We start from the raw sequence: 15,474 nt of genomic DNA on the forward strand, positions 1-15,474 counted from the left end.
ATGAAAAAAATACTAGCCGTTCTTGTCGTGTTTTCATTGTCGGGCTGTGCTGAATTGCAGCAGGTAGCAAGCCAATACCCGCAATTGGGTGGTGTGCTGACCAATCCCGATATCGCCGCCGGATTGCGTGAAGCACTGAACAATGGCATTTCCAAAGAAGTCACCAAGTTAACCGCTACGGATGGTTTCTTTAAGAACGAGGCAGTGAAGATTTTGCTGCCCGCTGAACTGCAAAAGGTTGATAAAACGCTGCGAAACATAGGTTTGTCCAGTTTGGCCGATGAGGGACTTAAAGTATTGAACCGCGCCGCCGAAAGTGCTGTAAAAGAAGCTACACCAATTTTCGTGGATGCTGTAAAAAACATCACGTTTACGGATGCCAAAAACATACTCCTGGGAAATGACAGCGCCGCTACGTTATACCTTGAAAACGCGACGTCAGGCGCGCTGTATTCAAAGTTCAGTCCGGTAGTAAAGGCGTCATTGGCAAAAGTTGGTGCCGACAAGGTCTGGGCAAATATTATTTCAAAATACAACGCAGTACCGCTGGTGAATAAAGTCAGTCCAGATCTTAAGGATTACGTGACCAAAGAGGCGATGAAGGGTGTTTTTAAAATGATCGCGGTAGAAGAAAAGGATATCCGCACGAACCTAAGCGCCAGAAGCAGTGATTTGTTGAAACGCGTCTTTGCATTGCAGGATTAATTTTATAAAAGCCATAACAAATAAATAACAGAGTGTTAACATATTGATTTTTAAAAAAGTATGATATTTGTACCGTAGAAATACACTCATATTGGTTTGGTTAGTTAGAGTTTTAAAGGGCCGGAATTTTTTCCGGCTCTTTTTATTTGTACCACAGCGATTTAACGCCAGCGGGCCAATTCTTAACAAAATTTGATGATTTAATACCTTTTTGTTGGCGTACCTTTGCCGAAAATTTACTTATGAAAGGCTTATTGCAAGAGAAAACAGATGTTGAAAAGCTTCGCTACGAATACAAGATTGCCGCAGAAACAAACTTCGCTTCCCATAAATTAAACATTCCGGAAACAGTATTTGAAGATACGGAGGCCTGCCCCTGCTAATCGCCGATTCGGTTTTGGAGCTGCCTGAAATACGCAAACGACTTTAATACCCGGCTGCCATACCAGGAAAACATCTCCCCATCGACAAAGACGACTTTGGCATGGTGCGTGAACCGACCCACCTCAAAAGCGTCTTCTTCTTTAAACGGGTAAGGCTCTGACGATAGGAATACGATTTCAGGATCGCCTTGTATGCGGAGCTTCTGGATGTGTACTTCAGGATAGCGTCCTTTGTTGGCATAGATGTTTGTAAACCCATTTAATTGCAGCATTTCGTCAATGAAGTTATCGTTTCCTGCTACCATCCAGGGATCTTTCCAGATAAAATAGGCAACTTTACGAATTGGCCTGCCCATGACGAATTGTTGGAATTCGCGCTGCGCAAAGTTGATTTTGTCAATCCACTTCCGTGCTTCTGTCCGGCGGTTGAACAATGCGCCAAATTGCCGGATCATTTCCAGGTTGTCTTCGAGCGTAACAATGTTGGTGACCCAGACCGGCGCAATGTCACGGAGCGCTTCCACGATTTCAAGCGTATTTTCTTCCTTATTGCAGATGATCATGTCAGGCTGTAGCAGGCGGATTTTCTCGATGTGGACTTTTTTCGTACCACCGACAATCTTTTTGGTTGATTTAAGGTGGAACGGATGCACACAGAATTTCGTAATGCCTACGATTTCCTGCTCCAGCCCAAGGTCATAGAGTAATTCTGTTTGAGAAGGCACGAGTGAAACGATGCGTTTCGGGGTTTCTTCAAACTGGAACAGGTGACCGAGCTGGTCTGTAAAATCTGGCATCTGCATAATTTTTGCCAAAAATACTAAATAACTTTGCACCTTTGTGGTACCAATTTTTGCGAAATGAACATCAGATTGCTCGCCATCGGGAAAACAGACAACAAACATTTGCAGGCGCTCATTGACGAATACACGAAGAGGTTGTCGTTTTATATCAAGTTTGATCTTGAAATCATTCCCGATATCAAAAATGTAAAAAACCTTTCTGAAAGCCAGCAAAAGGAAAAGGAAGGTGAATTGATTCTTTCAAAAATCACACCTACCGATCAATTGATTTTGCTTGATGAAAATGGGAAAAGTTACTCCAGCGTTGGTTTTTCCGATGAATTGCAAAAGAAGATGAATTCGGGTGTAAAGACGCTGGTGTTTGTCATCGGTGGCCCTTACGGTTTTTCGGAAGCAGTGTATGCCAAAGCCAATGGAAAAATCTCGTTGTCGTTAATGACTTTTTCCCACCAGATGGTCAGGCTGTTTTTTATTGAGCAATTGTATCGGGGGTTTACGATATTGCGGAACGAACCCTATCACCACAATTGATAATTGACAATGGCACAATTGACAATTATCATACCACGTCTTAAATTGTTAATTATCAATTGTGCCATTGTCAATTATCAATTGACAAAGTTTCACGCATTCTACTGCTTCTTTGACGTCGTGGACCCGCAGGATATTTGCGCCTTTAGTGAGTGCAATGGTGTTTAAAACCGTGGTTCCGTTGAGCGAATCTTTGCTACTGGTTTCCAATAACTTATAAATCATTGATTTTCTTGAAATACCAATTAGTATCGGTAGTTGCAGCACTTGAAATAGTTGCGCCTTTTGCATGACTTCGTAATTCTGTTCCAGTGTTTTTGCGAATCCAAACCCGGGATCGATAATCAGGTCGTTGATGCCAAAACGCCTGGCTTCATTGACTTTTTCAGAAAAATAAAACAGCATCTCTGCGACAATATTGTCGTATTGCGCGAGCTCCTGCATCGTTTTTGGATTGCCTTTCATGTGCATCATGATGTAAGGAACGCCAAGGCCAGCAACAGTTTTCATCATGTTTGGATCAAGGTTTCCTGCAGCAATATCGTTTACGATGGCGGCACCGTGTTCGACAGCGGCCTTCGCCACAGTACTGCGGAAGGTGTCAACAGACAGTATCGTTTCAGGGAATTGTTTTAATATCGATTTTATGACGGGGATGATTCGGTCAATCTCTTCAGGCTCGGACACGAAGTCGGCTCCCGGTTTGCTGGAATACCCGCCAATATCGATAAAATCCGCACCGTCACTGAGCATTTTCTCCGCTTGGGCCAAAAGGGCATGTTCAGAATTATAACGCCCGCCATCGTAGAAGGAGTCAGGTGTTGCATTCAGGATTCCCATCACTTTGGGGACATTCAGGTCGATCAGTTTTCCGTTGCAGTTAATCGTCATGGGATTCGGTTTTCAGTGTGGCAGTGGCTTTGTACTTCAATCTAATTTCCATACTTTTGAAAAAATTACGAAACAAAGATACACCGAAATGGGTAATACACTCCAGGAATATGATCAGGTGATTGCGATCTGCCGTCAGCTTTACATCAACAAAATGAAAGATTATGGAAGCGCCTGGCGTATTTTAAGGCTTCCTTCGCTGACGGACCAGATTTTTATTAAGGCACAGCGCATCCGCAGCCTGCAGGAAAATGAGGTACGCAGGGTAGACGAAGGAGAAGCGGGCGAGTTCATCGGTATCATTAATTATGCGTTGATGGCTTTAATTCAGCTGGAACTGGGTGTTGCAGACCAGCCTGACCTGGACGTGGAACGGGCCACCGCGATGTACGATGAGAAAATTCGCATGACAAAGGCGCTGATGGAAGCCAAGAACCACGATTACGGCGAGGCATGGCGCGAAATGCGTGTCAGCTCACTGACCGACCTGATTTTGCAGAAACTCCTGCGCGTGAAACAAATTGAAGACAACAAAGGGAAAACGCTGGTTTCGGAAGGCATCGACGCGAATTATCAGGACATGATCAACTACGCCGTTTTTGCTTTAATCCTGATGGATTTTCACAAATAACAACTCATTAACAAGCCGCAATTGCGGTATCCACTATTTTTGGAAAAACTTTTAAAGTTATGACTAACAATACTAAGAATTACATTGCCTGGACACTTCGCGTCATCATTGCTTTCCTGTTCATCCTTTCTGCGGTAGCCAAATTGTCAAAAGGACATTTACTGGATTCGCCTTATTTTGCCATTTCTACTTTCGAAGTCAAGCAATTGTATCCGATGGGTTTTTCAGAAGGTTTTGCGCCGTATTTCTCAAGGATATTAATAGGGATCGAATTGGCATTAGGATTTTTAATTCTGCAGAATAATTTCCTGAAACGATTTATCATTCCGGTAACGACTTTGATGCTGTTGGTCTTCGTGGGGCATTTGACATATGTAACGTTCCTTAGCGGCGGAAATTCAGGAAACTGCGGCTGCTTTGGCGAGTTGCTCCCGATGACTCCAATTCAGGCCATCATCAAGAATATTGTGGCGATTGGGATGCTGGGATGGTTATTTTTCTTACTGCCTAAGAAAGAATACGGAGGCAACTTCTGGGTGCTGACGACGGTATTGTTTGCTGCGATTTTAGGGATATTCATGTTGGCGCCAATCCAGCCACCAGTGGTGCAACTGCCGGAGCCCGCAGTTGAAACTGAAAATGTCCAGGAAACCTTAGCAACACCGGAATCTGTCGTGGTGGACGATACGCCTGCCGCCTTTACCCCGGTGAAGGATACTGTGAAAACGGCTGCCGCTCCGAAGGAACAAACAGAACCTGCGCCACACAAATCAGGATACAAGTCGTATTTTGCGGATATCGATAAGGGTAAAAAACTACTGTGCTTCCTGGTGCCGGGCTGCGACCATTGCCGTGATGCCGCAAAAGAGATTACGGAATTGAGAAAAAAAGACAAGAATTTCCCACCGGTACGGATTATTTTTATGAACGAGGAAATCGATTTGATCCCAGAATTCTTTAAGTATGCCGGCGCCGAATATCCTTATAAAATCATTGATGTTATCCCATTCTGGAATGTGCTCGGAAGCGGTAAGGATACACCGGGGGTAAAGTATATGTGGAACGGAAATGTATACAAATACTATTGGGGAATCACGGACAACAAATTCAATCCGGAAGAGATGGTGCAACTGATTAACAAGCCATTTTCTGAGCTTCCAAAGATTAAATAACTTTTAAACGCTGGCCGCTACATGATCAGATACCTTCTCAATAAAGCCGGTTATGCGTTGCTGACACTCTTTGGCGTCATTACGGTGATATTTTTCCTGTTCACCATACTTCCGGGAGATCCTGCAAGGATGATGCTGGACCAGAATGAGAATTCGGAACAGTTGGCTATAATCAGGAAGAAGTATGGTTTCGACAAACCCGTTTCAACACAATATCTTTACTATCTCAATGACCTTTCGCCGGTCTCTTTGCACAGCAGGACGCAGGGCAATTACACATTCCTGAGTGAAGGCAAATACAACGCAGTGAAACTTTTCCCTTTAGGGGGTAATGAATTGGTTTTAAAGACACCTTACCTTCGCGAGAGTTTCCAGAAAAGCGGCAAGAAAGTATCCGATATCATTGGGAATACCTTGCCCAATACGTTCCTGTTGGCGCTTGCGGCAATCATCATCGCAGTATTTTTCGGGATATTTCTGGGTATTATTTCAGCGGTTTATAAGGATACGGCGCTGGACCGGCTTATCGCTTTGGTCAGTACGCTGGGGATGAGCATTCCATCGTTTTTCAGTGCGATATTGTTCGCATGGATTTTTGGTTTCGTACTGCATGACTACACCCATTTGAACATGACTGGAAGTCTTTATGAAGTGGATAATTTCGGTAATGGCTCTTACATCCAATGGAAAAACCTAATCCTGCCCGCGGTGGTGTTGGGAATACGTCCGCTCGGTGTGGTGATTCAGCTGATGCGCAATTCCCTGCTGGAAACATTCAGCCAGGATTATATCCGGACGGCACGCGCGAAAGGATTGAGCGAGTGGCAGGTAATCCGTACACACGCGTTAAAAAACTCGATGAATCCTGTAGTTACGGCGATTTCAGGATGGTTCGCGTCGATGTTAGCCGGCGCGGTTTTCGTTGAGTTTATCTTTGGGTGGAATGGCCTCGGAAAGGAAATTGTGGAGGCATTAAATAACCTTGATCTTCCGGTCATCATGGGATCCGTAATTGTCATCGCAACCACTTTCGTCATTATCAATATTCTCGTTGACCTGGTGTATGCGTGGCTTGACCCGAAAATCAGGCTCGCCTAAATCAATGCATCACAACTACCTTTTCTACCGTGATAGTGTTTCCGTCTGAAATTCGGCAATTGTATATTCCATTTGAAAACGCGGCCAGATTGATATTGCTGTCGTTTGATTCTGAAGTAGTTTTCACCATCAGCTTGCCCGTGATATCATAAATTTCAATTTGAGCATTATTGGTCTTTGCTGAAATATGCAATACGTCCTTCACCGGATTAGGGTATAGTTTTCTTTGTTGCACCTGACTTTGTACGAGCCCAAGGTTACAGTTTACCGCATTGCCGGGCATGTTGGCATCAAGCCAGGCGAGCCTTAACGCAATCCAATTCTTAAATTTTGCAATTTGCCCATCAAAAGTTGACGGATCAGCATCCACTTCCGGTGTCCCGGTACTGACGCCCAGGTTTTCCCAACGGGTAAAGTGTCTTGCCTGTGCGTTGTTAAGGTAGGCAGCAGTATCGTCAATGTAGGTTTCTAATGCGGTATCACTCATTATGGTCGCCCGAAAATACTCCCATCGACACCGCAGCTTGTTTTGGAATGCCGTATCCTGCAACAGGCGCACAAACCAGCCAGGGGAATTTACATCGGGATAGCAGTCGTTAATCTGGTGCGCCCAGCCGGAGCCGTCCGTTGCAGCAAAGATGGCACATTCGTCAATGTTTTTCCATGCCCAGTCGAAATCCCAAACGGGGCCTGCCTTGAGCTTGGCGAGTGTGGTATTGCTGTCCTTATCTTTGTGAAAGTAGCTGCTCTTCTTGAAGCCGTCGTTGTTTCTGGCAAGCTCATTTACGATAAAGTAATCAATAAACGAATCTACATCGAGGAATTTGGCGTAGCCATTTACAGGATCGGCGAAATCAGGGCCGTACAAAGCCGTTTCGAGGTTGTTGGTGAATGTCTGTATGTATGTTTTCTGTTGTGCGGTGATGTCTTCTTCTTTCGGATAGTCGTAGACAAGGTGCACGTCAAAGTCGGGATGGTCAATCGGATGGTAGTTCAGCAGCCAACTGTTCGTATCGTTCCAATAATCGTTCTTAATGATGTAGCCGCCGGTCAGGTTCAGGCCTGTATTCTCAGTAACTTCAAGCTTTGCGATGTCGACACGGTTGTTGTCGCGCTTAATTGACTCCATCAGCATATATACACCCTGGTAAACGCCGTTCAGGACGACTTCACAGTACCGACTGCGTGGGGCGTAGTGCCCCATGTCAGTAAACAACTGGTAAGCCAGTGTGTTGCGCATGAAAACCTTGTCATTGTAATTTGAGATCAGGCACCAGTCGTGTTCTTCCGGCATGCCGAGTAGGGAAACATTAAGTTCTGCTGCGGCGCTGTCACGGGTTTCAAATTTATAGGGTTTTTGCGGTAGGCCCTGCGAATAGTTTCCGCGCATTTCGATGCCAATATTGCCGTTGAAATTGTTTGGTACGTCTGTGATATGGTTTAATTGACCCGGTCCATTATCGATGATGGCCATCAGCCCAGGGATTTTGGGTTCGTCGGGGATGGTTTCGCCATTGGTATCAATCAGAACGATGGGCAGATTGGATTCTGTGAAAACGAACGGCGTCGGGGCGTTGGCGGCAAAGGAGATGCTCCAGCTGTTTACGGTACCAGTATCTGCAAAAGGGTAGGTGTCTACGATTCTCAGCTTCCAGGTGCCGTTGCCATTTTGGTTGTTGTTTACATTCCCGATGCTTTCCATCGGTTTAAAAAGTCCTGTAAAGGGAGCTGCCGCGCTATTTATTGCCGTATCTGCATCCTGGTTCAGGCAGGTATCAGAGAAGTTGTGTCCGTCGCCGCCAATCCCGGAAAACAGGTTGATGGTGGTGCCGTCCGGTGCTTCCAGGAACACATTCAAATCCGAGTCATAGGTGTGGGAAATGTCGAGGCAAACCTGCACGACGCCTTGTGACTCATTCAGGTTTGTCGAAAGTCCTGAAACAGCGGAAGTATAGTAATTGACGGTTCCGTCGTCAGAAATGCTGCCGGTGGAGCCGTTGAAAGTCTGCGCATTAAGGTAGGTTGCAACAATGAGCAGGAAAAGAGAATACATTTTTTTCATGGAAACATCGCTATTAAAATCCGGGGGGAAACGGTAAAAACAGTATTTTTGTATTGCCCAAATATATACAAAATATGCTATGGGAAAGATGTATTTGAATGTCAACCAATTAGATTATCGCATGAAAAAAATAATTTTGCTGTTGCTTGTTTTGGTTACTTCGGTTTCCTGCAATGCACAAAAGAAGTTCTCTGCCGGTGCGCTTTCGCAGAAGCTGACCGCATTTGACGGCGGTACGCCAACCTTTGGCGAAATCCTAAGGAAACACAAGGGTAAGGTCACCGTGATTGAAGTATGGGCATCCTGGTGTGGCGATTGTACGAAGGCCATGCCGAAACTTAAAAACCTGCAACAACAACATCCTGAAGCCGATTATGTCTTCATCTCTATGGATAAGGCGGATGACAAATGGCGTGCAGGTATAGCGAAGCACGCGCTTGCCGGAGACCATTACTGGGCAAACGATGAGAAGATGATGAAAGGCGCATTTGGAACGTCGATTGACCTGGATTGGATTCCGCGTTACATCATTATCGACAGCAAAGGACAGGTGGTTACTTACCGTGCTATTGAAACCGACTTTGAAGCTATGGACCAAACCTTAAAAACACTACAATAAATGAGAACAAAAATTGTTGCCGGAAACTGGAAGATGCATAAGAATGCTGAAGAGACTGAGGACCTGTTGAATGAGTTGATTGACAAGCTTCCGGACGGAAAAGAGGCGCGGGTAATCGTGGCGCCGACATTTGTAAACCTGGCTTCGGCTGTGGATCATCTTGAATTTACGAATATCGGTGTGGCGGCGCAGAACATGCATCAGGCAGAAAGCGGCGCGTTTACCGGAGAAATATCTGCTGATATGCTCAAGAGCATTGGCGTAAATACTGTAATTCTGGGCCATTCTGAAAGAAGGGCTTACTTTCATGAGACTGATGCGCTGCTGGCAGAAAAGGTTAACACGGCTTTGAAGCACAATCTGGAAATTATTTTTTGCTTTGGCGAAGAGCTCAAGGACAGGCAGTCTGGTAACCATTTTAATATTGTGGAAAACCAGTTGAAAGACGCGTTGTTTCATCTTGAAGGGAAAGATTGGGAAAACATCATCCTGGCATATGAGCCGGTTTGGGCTATTGGTACCGGTGAAACGGCCACTCCCGAGCAGGCGCAGGAGATGCACCATTTTATCCGTGAAACACTTGCGGCGCGTTTCGGTGCAGTGGCTGACGATGTTTCCATCCTGTATGGTGGCAGTGTGAAGCCGGAGAATGCTGCGGAGATTTTTGGAAAACCTGATGTTGACGGCGGACTGATTGGTGGTGCAGCGTTGAAGGCTGCCGATTTTGCAGCGATTGTTGCAGCGATTTAATTACGATACTGAGATATAAAAAAGCAGCTTCCGGGCTGCTTTTCTATTTTAGTGTGTGCTATTACAATCCGATGCGGATCCAGTTTTCGGGTTCGTACGCGCCGGCGTCTTTTTCGATGGCGACGATTTTCCGGGCGACCTCGAGCATGTCTTCGTTACCGGGGTTTTCAAGGACACCCTGTATGACTGATTCCCTAATACCTTCATAGGCCTCTTCGAGTTTTTCAAATGCCTTTTCTTCGGCTTCAACCGCCATGTTGTATTGGACTTCGGCTAGTTTTTCGTCGAGGATCTTGTCTTCGTAGTCATCGATCAGGTGTGGAATGGTATCAAAATTAGGAATAGTATCATGGATGTCCTCGCCATTTTCGGCAGCCATTTGTTCGACGAGCGCGGTCATTTCCCTGAAGATATCGACCTGCTCCAGTTCGGGGTGGGTCCCAATCCATTCCATCAATGCGTCGTCATCGTGGTTCAGGATCAGGTCGAGAAGTTTTTCTTTATATTTCATATTGTATTACCATTTAAGGCCGATTTTAACCGGTAGTGGCTTTCTCATTACCAATTTATAAAAAATAATTCAGTTGGCAAAGCACGGTATTACAAGTACTATCGTGCCTCATTCATCCGGCAGCCAAGAGTAGCTGATCAAATGCCCCAGGCTCTTACGCATTTCGTTTTTAGACGTGGTCCATAAATAATGATCATGGACTGCATGGATGGCTTCTCCCATTTCAAAATGGCCTTTGTCATAGTTCCACTCCCAGGTGTAAAAAGGCAGTCCGGAGGAAATCACCAATTCAATAGTTTTTTCTTTGGAAAATTTTCGAATCCCGGAGACGCCCGGGTCGTAAAGTTCGTGTACGGCATAGTGTGTCACCTGCCCGTAGTCGCGCCACACCCCTGAAATGAGATAGGCAGATTTTGGTTTTCCTTTTTGCATATTGTAAAATTAATCCAGGAGGCTGTTGTAACTTACAACATTAACATTTGTGCTTCAAAAATGCTTTGGTGTGCGGTATTTATCGTATTGAAATTGATGGTATTGGAACAGTGGTATATTTTTCATTACTTAGTCATTCGTATCGCGATGCCATTCAGGTTTCGTTCGCAACAGATTATGTAACACCGCAAACACAATGAAGCATTTTTTTATCACGCTGGGCATAATGGTATCCCTGCCTCTTTTCGCTCAGGACATGGGAAAGCCCGTTGTCGACAACGACCCGAAACTCACCGTGGCGGAGTCCTTACTTTTAAACGATTACCTGAACGCTGCGCAACGCAATGGAATTGACTTTAAGGATAAAAAGGCAATTTTCGTAACGTGAAACAGCGGAAAGGAAATAAGCGAAAAATCCGCGTACTTTAAACTGATACGCGCAGCACAGCAGTCGGGACACCAAATTGCTACGTCGGCAGTGCTGCTGACTCCGACAGAGCGGGCAGCGTCCGGCGGCTACGATGTCATCGTAACTTACTGGGTAAAGATCTTTACCAATAAAACCAAGAGAAAAATATTAAAATTAGCCAAAGCCCGCGGCTGATTTTGCTTTAGCGTCAATTGTAGGGGGCATTTATTGCTTTTGCTGAAGCCGATGCTTTTGATCAATAGCTTTATCCAGGCTAAACTATTTCATTTTAGCGAGTTCGGATTCCAGCCGGTCGAGGTTTTCTTCATTCTTATCGACCACGTAGGGTCGCAACTTGCTGCATTCTTCTGCAGTGTCAAAAATCATCCGAAAGATGACGCTTGTTGTGTTTTCTGTAATCTTGTCGAAGCGCGCCGCAATATTGAACAAGGGTTTGGAGTGTCGTCTCCATTCGATGCGCACAGGCTTTTCAATCTTGGTGAATTCGACCAGGTTGTGGTAGTGGCCTTTGTCAGGGCCGTGCATGGTAAAATCCCATTTGCCGCCGACACGAAGGTCGAATTCGTGAAAGGTATTCGTAAAGCCAGCAGGTCCCCACCAGTGCTTTAAATGATTTGGGTTGGCCCAGGCTTCAAAGACCATCGACTGGGATGCATTGATAATGCGGCTTGCTATAATTTCCAGGTCGGGATCGGTATTGAAGTTTTCAGCTGCCATAGCGATTGATTTATCGGTTTTGTGAAAGGTTTGATGACGAAGTCAAATATACTGTTTTATTTTCTGAACGGTGTTGATGCATGGCCGCGGGATGACTTGTTCAGATACTTATTTTCATTCGCTATCCGATATTTAAGCCATCGCATTTTCGGGTGGTGTTGAATCGCAGGGTGGCTTCAGGCGGATCGGGTGTGTTGAAAACGGCTCACGGACTTTCTTCCGAACTTTTCCACTGTGGAGCATTAAATTTTTTGAAAAATCCTTAAATTGCGCACACAAAAACGTCACCTAAATACAAATGGAACAAGTAAAGCCTTATATTCCTGTCAATAAAGTAAGAATAGTAACTGCCGCCTCCCTTTTTGACGGGCACGATGCCGCAATTAACATCATGCGCCGCATCATCCAGTCGACTGGTGTAGAAGTAATACACCTTGGGCACGACCGCAGTGTGGAGGAAGTAGTCAATACTGCCATTCAGGAAGATGCCAATGCGATTGCGATGACGTCTTACCAGGGCGGGCACAATGAGTATTTCAAATACATGTTCGACTTGTTGAAGGAGAAAGGCGCGGGCCATATCAAGATTTTTGGCGGTGGCGGCGGTGTGATTTTGCCTTCTGAGATTTCAGAGCTGCATGAATACGGTATTGAACGCATTTATTCCCCAGATGACGGGCGCTCTCTTGGGCTACAGGGGATGATCAATGACCTCGTACAGCGGTCGGATTACCCGGTAGGGGATACGCTGAATGGTGAAGTGGATCATCTTGAAGATAAGAACCCAACCGCTATTGCGCGCGTGATTTCATCGGCAGAGAACTTTCCTGAAGTAGCAAAGGCCGCACTGGATAAGATACACGAAATCAATAAAGACTCTAAAACCCCGGTACTCGGAATCACAGGTACGGGTGGCGCAGGCAAGTCGTCGCTTGTAGATGAACTCGTACGCAGGTTCCTGATTGATTTTCCAACGAAAACCATCGGATTGATTTCTGTCGATCCTTCAAAACGTAAAACAGGTGGCGCCCTGCTGGGAGACCGCATCCGCATGAACGCCATCAACAACCCGAGGGTGTATATGCGTTCATTGGCGACAAGGCAGTCTAACCTGGCCTTATCAAAATACGTTGCGGAAGCGATTGAGGTATTAAAGGCGGCGAAATACGACCTGATTATCCTTGAAACATCCGGGATTGGACAATCGGATACGGAAATCATGGACCACTCTGATGTAGCTTTGTACGTGATGACGCCTGAGTTCGGAGCGGCAACCCAATTGGAGAAGATTGATATGCTTGACTTTGCTGATCTGGTGGCCATCAATAAATTTGATAAACGCGGGTCATTAGACGCACTGCGCGATGTTAAGAAACAGTACCAGCGGAATCACCAGCTTTGGGATGCAGATCCGGATACCCTTCCGGTTTTTGGTACGATTGCATCGCAGTTCAACGATCCCGGTATGAATACGTTGTATAAGTCCATCATGGATAAGATTCATGAGAAAACGGATTCCGGGCTGGAATCTGATTTCCACATCACACGGGAGATGAGCGAGAAGATTTTCGTGATTCCGCCACACCGCACGCGTTATCTTTCCGAAATTGCTGAAAACAACCGCAAATACGACAACGACGCTACGACGCAACAAAAAGTAGCACAGAAATTGTACGGAATTTACAAAACTATTGAATCGGTTTCGGGCAAAATCCCCGCCATCAACAAGGCGGGTATCGACGACACTTCTGTGCTGAACGCGATTGATGAAGGCAGTGAAAACCGCATCTTCCTGAATTTGCTGCTGAACCAGTTTGATAAAGTCAAGATGGACCTCGATCCTTACAATTGGGAAATTATCCTAACCTGGGATGATAAGGTCAATAAATACAAAAATCCGGTGTATTCGTTCAAGGTGCGCGATAAGGAAATCAAGATTGCGACCCATACCGAATCACTTTCGCATACGCAGATTGCCAAGGTGGCTTTACCAAAATACGAAGCCTGGGGCGATATCCTGCGTTGGTGTTTGCAGGAAAACGTACCTGGCGAGTTTCCATTTGCTTCCGGTTTATATCCATTTAAAAGAGAGGGCGAGGATCCGTCGCGTATGTTCGCAGGCGAAGGTGGTCCCGAAAGGACGAACAAGCGTTTTCATTACGTTTCTGCAGGATTGCCTGCCAAGCGTTTGTCGACCGCTTTTGACAGCGTGACTTTATACGGTAACGACCCGCATATCCGCCCTGATATTTACGGGAAAATTGGGAATGCCGGGGTTTCCATCTGCTGCCTGGATGATGCAAAGAAGCTGTATTCCGGTTTTGACCTGGTACATCCGCTGACATCGGTGAGTATGACCATCAACGGCCCTGCACCAATGCTGCTTGGGTTCTTTATGAATGCGGCGATTGACCAGCAGTGTGAGTTGTACATTAAGGCCAACAACCTACAAGTGGTGGTTGAGGAAAAAATCAGTGAGATTTATAAGAAAAAAGGGACACAGCGTCCGCAATACCAGGGCGAACTGCCAGAAGGGAATAATGGGCTTGGCCTGATGCTGCTCGGTGTGACCGGCGACGAAGTATTGCCTGCCGATGTATACCATGAGATTAAAACAAGAACGCTGGCACAGGTGCGTGGGACCGTCCAGGCGGATATCCTAAAAGAAGACCAGGCGCAGAATACCTGTATCTTTTCCACCGAATTTGCGCTGAGACTGATGGGTGATGTTCAGGAATATTTTATTACGAATAACGTCCGGAATTTCTATTCGGTATCCATTTCAGGGTACCATATTGCCGAAGCTGGCGCCAATCCAATTACGCAATTGGCATTTACATTGGCAAACGGATTTACGTATGTGGAATACTATTTAAGCCGTGGCATGAGCATCAACGATTTCGGTCCGAACCTGTCTTTCTTTTTCTCCAATGGGATTGATCCGGAATATGCTGTCATCGGTCGTGTTGCCAGGAAGATTTGGGCAAAAGCCTTGAAGATAAAATACGGCGCCAATGAACGTGCCCAGATGCTGAAATACCATATCCAGACTTCAGGACGTTCTTTACATGCCCAGGAAATCGACTTCAACGATATCCGTACGACGTTACAGGCTTTATATGCCATTTACGACAACTGTAATTCACTGCATACCAATGCATATGATGAAGCCATTACAACCCCTACTGAAGAATCGGTACGCCGGGCGATGGCAATACAATTGATCATCAATAAGGAACTTGGTTTAGCCAAAAACGAAAACCCGATACAAGGTTCGTTCATTATTGAAGAGCTGACCGATCTTGTGGAAGACGCCGTGCTGCAGGAGTTTGACCGCATCACGGAAAGGGGCGGCGTATTGGGTGCGATGGAAACCATGTACCAACGTTCGAAAATCCAGGAAGAAAGCCTGTATTACGAAACGCTCAAACACAATGGTGATTTCCCGATCATCGGAGTAAATACGTTCCTGAGCTCGAAGGGGTCACCGACGGTGATTCCCGCGGAAGTCATCCGTGCGACAGAAGAGGAGAAACAGTACCAGATCACGATGCTTGAGGAATTACACAAAACACATGCCGGTAAGGAAGAAGAACAGTTAAATGCCATCCAGGAAGCGGCCATCACGAACAGAAACATGTTTGAAAAATTGATGGAAGCTACGAAAGTGTGTTCTCTCGGACAGATTACAAGTGCTTTGTTTGAGGTAGGAGGGCAGTACCGGAGGAATATGTAATCC

The 15,474-nt window shown here is 45.7% G+C and carries 16 protein-coding genes; 10 read left to right on the top strand and 6 right to left on the bottom strand.

The genetic code is table 11. The features are described from left to right. Together CFE23_RS08025 and CFE23_RS08030 are read left to right on the top strand one after the other, a co-directional pair. Positions 1 to 705 carry a DUF4197 domain-containing protein gene (locus tag CFE23_RS08025; protein ID WP_291086553.1) on the top strand — a complete coding sequence of 235 codons (705 nt, stop codon included), beginning with the start codon at positions 1 to 3 and terminating at the stop codon, positions 703 to 705. Positions 706 to 947: 242 nt separating this feature from the next. Then, entirely contained in the window at positions 948 to 1,088 is a 141-nt protein-coding gene (locus CFE23_RS08030; RefSeq protein ID WP_291086555.1) for a hypothetical protein, read from the top strand. Here the strand turns inward: CFE23_RS08030 and CFE23_RS08035 are convergent. Further along, positions 1,085 to 1,885, bottom strand: a complete 801-nt coding sequence (locus CFE23_RS08035) for a helical backbone metal receptor (RefSeq protein WP_291086557.1) — start codon at positions 1,883 to 1,885, stop codon at positions 1,085 to 1,087. The genes CFE23_RS08030 and CFE23_RS08035 overlap by 4 nt on opposite strands. 63 nt (positions 1,886 to 1,948) lie before the next feature. On the opposite strand from CFE23_RS08035, the gene rlmH reads away from it, so the two are divergent. Beyond that, positions 1,949 to 2,422 carry a 23S rRNA (pseudouridine(1915)-N(3))-methyltransferase RlmH gene (rlmH, locus tag CFE23_RS08040; protein ID WP_291086559.1) on the top strand — a complete coding sequence of 158 codons (474 nt, stop codon included), beginning with the start codon at positions 1,949 to 1,951 and terminating at the stop codon, positions 2,420 to 2,422. Between the two features lie 48 nt (positions 2,423 to 2,470). Here rlmH and folP read toward each other — a convergent pair whose 3' ends face one another. After that, complete coding sequence (folP, locus tag CFE23_RS08045; RefSeq protein ID WP_291086561.1) at positions 2,471 to 3,313, bottom strand: dihydropteroate synthase; 843 nt, start codon at positions 3,311 to 3,313, stop codon at positions 2,471 to 2,473. An 88-nt stretch (positions 3,314 to 3,401) separates the two neighbouring features. On the opposite strand from folP, the gene CFE23_RS08050 reads away from it, so the two are divergent. From CFE23_RS08050 to CFE23_RS08060, 3 genes are read left to right on the top strand one after another with little or no spacing between them, the layout of a single operon-like run. Then, positions 3,402 to 3,944: a DUF1599 domain-containing protein gene (locus tag CFE23_RS08050; protein ID WP_291086563.1), complete on the top strand. Its 543-nt coding sequence runs from the start codon at positions 3,402 to 3,404 to the stop codon at positions 3,942 to 3,944. 59 nt (positions 3,945 to 4,003) lie between these two features. Continuing rightward, a complete protein-coding gene (locus CFE23_RS08055) occupies positions 4,004 to 5,116 on the top strand; it encodes a MauE/DoxX family redox-associated membrane protein (protein ID WP_291086565.1) in 1,113 nt (370 codons plus the stop codon). Positions 5,117 to 5,137: 21 nt separating this feature from the next. After that, a complete protein-coding gene (locus CFE23_RS08060) occupies positions 5,138 to 6,214 on the top strand; it encodes an ABC transporter permease (protein ID WP_291086567.1) in 1,077 nt (358 codons plus the stop codon). A gap of 1 nt (position 6,215) precedes the next feature. On the opposite strand, the gene CFE23_RS08065 is transcribed toward CFE23_RS08060, so the two are convergent. Further along, complete coding sequence (locus CFE23_RS08065; RefSeq protein WP_291086569.1) at positions 6,216 to 8,276, bottom strand: CotH kinase family protein; 2,061 nt, start codon at positions 8,274 to 8,276, stop codon at positions 6,216 to 6,218. 121 nt (positions 8,277 to 8,397) lie between these two features. Here CFE23_RS08065 and CFE23_RS08070 point away from each other — a divergent pair, with 121 nt between their 5' ends. Next, positions 8,398 to 8,895 carry a TlpA disulfide reductase family protein gene (locus tag CFE23_RS08070; RefSeq protein ID WP_291086571.1) on the top strand — a complete coding sequence of 166 codons (498 nt, stop codon included), beginning with the start codon at positions 8,398 to 8,400 and terminating at the stop codon, positions 8,893 to 8,895. Beyond that, a complete protein-coding gene (gene tpiA, locus CFE23_RS08075) occupies positions 8,896 to 9,645 on the top strand; it encodes a triose-phosphate isomerase (protein WP_291086573.1) in 750 nt (249 codons plus the stop codon). Between the two features lie 61 nt (positions 9,646 to 9,706). On the opposite strand, the gene CFE23_RS08080 is transcribed toward tpiA, so the two are convergent. Together CFE23_RS08080 and CFE23_RS08085 are read right to left on the bottom strand one after the other, a co-directional pair. Further along, complete coding sequence (locus CFE23_RS08080) at positions 9,707 to 10,156, bottom strand: hypothetical protein (RefSeq protein WP_291086575.1); 450 nt, start codon at positions 10,154 to 10,156, stop codon at positions 9,707 to 9,709. A gap of 108 nt (positions 10,157 to 10,264) precedes the next feature. Further along, positions 10,265 to 10,588 (bottom strand): hypothetical protein, encoded by a 324-nt coding sequence (locus CFE23_RS08085; protein ID WP_291086577.1) that lies wholly within the window; start codon positions 10,586 to 10,588, stop codon positions 10,265 to 10,267. Positions 10,589 to 10,784: 196 nt separating this feature from the next. On the opposite strand from CFE23_RS08085, the gene CFE23_RS08090 reads away from it, so the two are divergent. Beyond that, positions 10,785 to 10,976, top strand: a complete 192-nt coding sequence (locus CFE23_RS08090) for a hypothetical protein (RefSeq protein ID WP_291086579.1) — start codon at positions 10,785 to 10,787, stop codon at positions 10,974 to 10,976. 300 nt (positions 10,977 to 11,276) lie between these two features. Here the strand turns inward: CFE23_RS08090 and CFE23_RS08095 are convergent, their stop codons facing one another. After that, a complete protein-coding gene (locus CFE23_RS08095; protein ID WP_291086581.1) occupies positions 11,277 to 11,735 on the bottom strand; it encodes an SRPBCC family protein in 459 nt (152 codons plus the stop codon). Positions 11,736 to 12,033: 298 nt separating this feature from the next. Between CFE23_RS08095 and CFE23_RS08100 the strand changes: the two genes are divergently transcribed. Next, complete coding sequence (locus tag CFE23_RS08100; RefSeq protein WP_291086583.1) at positions 12,034 to 15,471, top strand: methylmalonyl-CoA mutase family protein; 3,438 nt, start codon at positions 12,034 to 12,036, stop codon at positions 15,469 to 15,471. The last annotated feature ends 3 nt before the right edge of the window (positions 15,472 to 15,474 follow it).

Source organism: Flavobacterium sp. BFFFF1 (genome assembly GCF_002256285.1).
In the GTDB taxonomy this organism is placed as follows: Bacteria; Bacteroidota; Bacteroidia; order Flavobacteriales; family Flavobacteriaceae; genus Flavobacterium.

What these genes read in the sequence shown, in the direction of transcription:
- CFE23_RS08025 (WP_291086553.1), top strand. Translation starts at nt 1, where the DNA reads ATGAAAAAAATACTAGCCGTTCTTGTCGTGTTTTCATTGTCGGGCTGT.
- CFE23_RS08030 (WP_291086555.1), top strand. Translation starts at nt 948, where the DNA reads ATGAAAGGCTTATTGCAAGAGAAAACAGATGTTGAAAAGCTTCGCTAC.
- CFE23_RS08035 (WP_291086557.1), bottom strand. Translation starts at nt 1,885, where the DNA reads ATGCCAGATTTTACAGACCAGCTCGGTCACCTGTTCCAGTTTGAAGAA.
- rlmH (WP_291086559.1), top strand. Translation starts at nt 1,949, where the DNA reads ATGAACATCAGATTGCTCGCCATCGGGAAAACAGACAACAAACATTTG.
- folP (WP_291086561.1), bottom strand. Translation starts at nt 3,313, where the DNA reads ATGACGATTAACTGCAACGGAAAACTGATCGACCTGAATGTCCCCAAA.
- CFE23_RS08050 (WP_291086563.1), top strand. Translation starts at nt 3,402, where the DNA reads ATGGGTAATACACTCCAGGAATATGATCAGGTGATTGCGATCTGCCGT.
- CFE23_RS08055 (WP_291086565.1), top strand. Translation starts at nt 4,004, where the DNA reads ATGACTAACAATACTAAGAATTACATTGCCTGGACACTTCGCGTCATC.
- CFE23_RS08060 (WP_291086567.1), top strand. Translation starts at nt 5,138, where the DNA reads ATGATCAGATACCTTCTCAATAAAGCCGGTTATGCGTTGCTGACACTC.
- CFE23_RS08065 (WP_291086569.1), bottom strand. Translation starts at nt 8,276, where the DNA reads ATGAAAAAAATGTATTCTCTTTTCCTGCTCATTGTTGCAACCTACCTT.
- CFE23_RS08070 (WP_291086571.1), top strand. Translation starts at nt 8,398, where the DNA reads ATGAAAAAAATAATTTTGCTGTTGCTTGTTTTGGTTACTTCGGTTTCC.
- tpiA (WP_291086573.1), top strand. Translation starts at nt 8,896, where the DNA reads ATGAGAACAAAAATTGTTGCCGGAAACTGGAAGATGCATAAGAATGCT.
- CFE23_RS08080 (WP_291086575.1), bottom strand. Translation starts at nt 10,156, where the DNA reads ATGAAATATAAAGAAAAACTTCTCGACCTGATCCTGAACCACGATGAC.
- CFE23_RS08085 (WP_291086577.1), bottom strand. Translation starts at nt 10,588, where the DNA reads ATGCAAAAAGGAAAACCAAAATCTGCCTATCTCATTTCAGGGGTGTGG.
- CFE23_RS08090 (WP_291086579.1), top strand. Translation starts at nt 10,785, where the DNA reads ATGAAGCATTTTTTTATCACGCTGGGCATAATGGTATCCCTGCCTCTT.
- CFE23_RS08095 (WP_291086581.1), bottom strand. Translation starts at nt 11,735, where the DNA reads ATGGCAGCTGAAAACTTCAATACCGATCCCGACCTGGAAATTATAGCA.
- CFE23_RS08100 (WP_291086583.1), top strand. Translation starts at nt 12,034, where the DNA reads ATGGAACAAGTAAAGCCTTATATTCCTGTCAATAAAGTAAGAATAGTA.